The sequence below is a fragment of the Gemmatimonadota bacterium genome, assembly GCA_026706345.1.
Classification (GTDB): domain Bacteria; phylum JAAXHH01; class JAAXHH01; order JAAXHH01; family JAAXHH01; genus JAAXHH01.
Genome location: JAPOYX010000179.1, coordinates 1 through 3,582 on the forward strand (window position 1 = coordinate 1; position 3,582 = coordinate 3,582).

A 3,582-nucleotide genomic window follows, 5' to 3' on the forward strand; every position below is an offset into this window, starting at 1 on the left:
GTAGAAGATTCGGGTTTGCGGCGAGTTGAGGAACGTCGCCATCGCCTTTGAATTCATCGTCCGGCCGCCGAAGGCTATGCAGCGACCATCCTCGTCTTCGATCGGAAACATCAGCCTGTCACGGAAGCGATCGTAGGTGGAACCGTCCTTTTCATTCCGCCCGACGAGGCCCGCCGCGATGAGCTCGTCGACAGTGACGCCCTGTGCCTTGAACGCCGCCGACAGCGCGCCGTATTTTCGTGGTGCGTAACCGAAACCTCGCCGCCCCTGGGACTCTGCATCGAATCCCCGCCCCTTGAGATACGCCCGCACCGCGGCTCCTTGATTGCCCTGCAACTGGTTTCGGTACCAGGCTGCCGCCATTTCGAGCACTCCCAGCGAACGGAGGACACCACGCTCAACCGGGGTTGGAATCTCCTCCCGGTTTGCCTCCGCTGCACCTTCGCCGGCCGCGCGTGGTGGCTCGTTGACGGCGTGAGGACCGATGACCATGTCACCCCTTGCAATGGCATTTTCATCTGCAAAGACATCCGGATCCGCCGCGACACCACCGTCATCCCCGCTTCCACGAAAAACGTTGGCAAGAAGATCGTCATCGCTTTCCCTGGGCGTCGTGAAAGCCTCGCCCGCCGGCGGGATCCGTTCCTTGTCCGCAAGAACGACCGTCCGGGTGGCTTCCGGCCCCCCGTCACCGGGACATTCCCCTGCTGCTTCCAGCATCTCGACTAGCTGCCGACGGTTGTCGGTCAGCACCACAAAGTCGTTCCGATCCCGGCAGGCCTCCACACAGAAGGCAGCCTGATCCGCGAGGTTCCCGAAACCAGAATTGATCACCGCAATCACCTGGTCCCCAGAGATCCCCTGGGCACCGTGAACAGGCGAGCTGTAGGCATGGTCGAAATGGCGCAGTTGACCATCATCCCGGAGGAGCCGCAGTTCCCGCCCCTCCTCCGTTTCCAGCCGTACCGCCTTCGGCCCGACCCCGAGAATGGCGGCACACTGTCCGCTCACCAGTCCCCGGTGGAGGTCGTCGCGGGTCCAGCGGACATGATCCCCGGCCCGAATGCAGATCGGCATCGGTTCGTAAAGTTCAACCTGGTAACTGAGGCTCTTGCTGCCAGGCTGGACCTTGAACTCCCGGCCGTCGTCATGGGCGAGGATCGCATGATCGCCCTCGATCGCAACAACAGTAAAACATTCGCCCTTCCGTGCCTTGCCACCCCGGAGATCGCTTCGAAACACGGCCGCGTCGCCCTCGGCCCAGTTGCGGATGTCAGCCTTCTGGGCAGGGGTCATGCCGCGCGAGATCAGCCGGTGGAGTTCGAATTCCCGACCGTGCAGAACCTCTTCTGCTGCGAGGCCCTTGCGGACCGTATCGTTGATCTCAGCCCGGATTTCTTCGGTCGATGCGAGGATGACGGTGGCGGCACGGCCGGCATCGTCCAGCCCCAGCCAGAGCTGGCCGGCCACCCGGCCCAAATCGCCGAACTCGATTTCATGGATTTGCGCCCCAAGGCCACGGGCAGCCTGTGGCGGCGTGTCCGCATTTCCTTCTTCAACGCCTCCGGACGGCTGTTCTGCGACCGCACCAGCGTCAACGCCAGTACCTGTGACATCACCCGCCGGCTGAAACCGGCCCTGACCCGCCGCCATGTCTGGTGGATCGCCAGCACCTTCATGGGAAACAGGTGTATCCGTAACGCCCTGCTCTTTCACCGGCTCGGGAGCGGGACTGTCCTCGGCATCCGTCTCGGCGGCGGCGGCCTCGACTTCGCCGGACACATCCTCGGCAACCGGAACAGACGCCTCGGCACGAGGATTTTCAGAGGTTGATGACGATTTGGCCTGGTCGACCAATCTCGTCATGTCCGCCCGCGTGAACCAGATCGCCTTGGACGCCATGATGGGCGCTGTTCCGACCGCCAGGATGATGGCGGCCTCGGGCGGGATTTGACGCAATTCCGAAGGCTGGATCAGATCGAGTTCGCGGAGTTGGGTGGATTCCGAAGATCCGGCGGTGCCGGAAAACGGCATGAACATCTGGGCATTGCGCTGCTTCGACGTCGATGAGGTGACCACGGTGTGTCTTCCGACCATTCGGCTCAACTCCTGGGCCTGTCGCGCGTCCGAGACCGGGCCGATGACCACGGCGTCCACCGAGTTGGCCCAGGCACCGGCGCCATGATGCCCGTAACATTCGAGAACCTGTTGCCACGACTGGAATATCTGCAGCAGGTGGATTCCGTATGCCCGCCCCTCGTCGCGAACAGCGGCGAGCGTGTCCATCCGGCGCATTGCCCGTGCTTCATCGATCAGGAACAGCCGCCGCGAACGCTGCTTCCTTTCCGGAGGCTTTGCTCCGTCCTTGCCGCCCTCCCCGTCATCGCCTAAGGCTGGCCCACTCTTCTCCTTCCGCAAATCAGGCGCCTTTGCATCAGCCTTCGGGGCTTTCGGATCCTTCACGTCCTCACGGGCCTTTTTGTCCGCCTCCATCGCGGAATCCCGGAGGACGCGCACAAGGGAACCGATCAACACCCGGGCGATTCCCGGGTTGGCCTGGAGGACCGGCGTCGGGATTCGGAAATAGATGTCGGTATTGTCGTCGAGCACACGCGCAAGCAGGGCCTCGCCGTCGGGCGGCTTGGAAGCACAGTCGCGCAGTTTGGCCGCCAGGAATCCTCGCGTCGACGCATGGCCCGCCCAGGACAGGCCGTTGGCGGCAGTGGCAGTCACGCCCGAGAGCTGGCGCGGCTCGGTGTTTCCAACCTCGGAAAGACCGACGTGAATGAATTCGCGATCAGGGTATTCCGAATGGACCTCGGCCGCTTCCTCGAAACGGGCCTTGAGGGCATCCGGTTCGAACGCAAGGATTCGATTGGCCGCCATGAACAGATCTGTGCCCTCTTCCTTGGTGTAGTACAGGTGGCCAAGCAATGCCGATAGCAGGCGGACAGCTTTCTGGTGAAAGAAGGTCGATGAATCGGCTTTTTCGTCGCCAGCCTGCGGCAGCAGGAACTCCGCGATGGAATCGAACACCGTCCCGTCGTTCGGCCGGGCAGCTGTCAGCAGGCGAATTGGATCGAGCCCGTCCTCTTCGGTTACCAGCCACGGTTTGCGGCCGCGCGCGGACCTCACCGCGCTCGTCGCGGCGTGAATCTCGCCCTTGGGATCAATGACGATCAGCGATCCCGCAAAGGTGAGAGCATTGGGAATCGCGATTCCGACGGTCTTGAAGCTCCCCGATCCGGAAAACACCAGGCTGTGGGCGTTGCCGGCGGCCGGATCCAGCGTGATCAGGGGACCCTTGCCCTGACGCCCCCACCGCTTTGGAACCGCGGGATCGAACCTGAACTTCCGGCGCGGGTCGGTGAGCTCGCCCAGCACGATTCCGCCCGGAGTCGAGAAACGGTCGATTACCTCGGCCCGGCCGGCCCAGGCCGCATCGGAAAGTCTGTTGACAGGCCTGGCCGGCGCAGCCGCCTTCGTTTGCTCCCCCGTCCATTGAAGGCCCACCAATGCATACCAGGCGGCCATCGACACGGCGGCAACAGCCGCGACGCCCGCCGTCGCGAACGACGCCAG

Annotated in this window: 1 protein-coding gene; it reads right to left on the bottom strand. The window is 63.5% G+C overall.

Annotation, left to right across the window (positions count from 1 at the left end):
- On the bottom strand, positions 1 to 3,582 hold a 3,582-nt coding region (locus tag OXG98_12160; protein MCY3772755.1), incomplete at both ends, for a type IV secretory system conjugative DNA transfer family protein.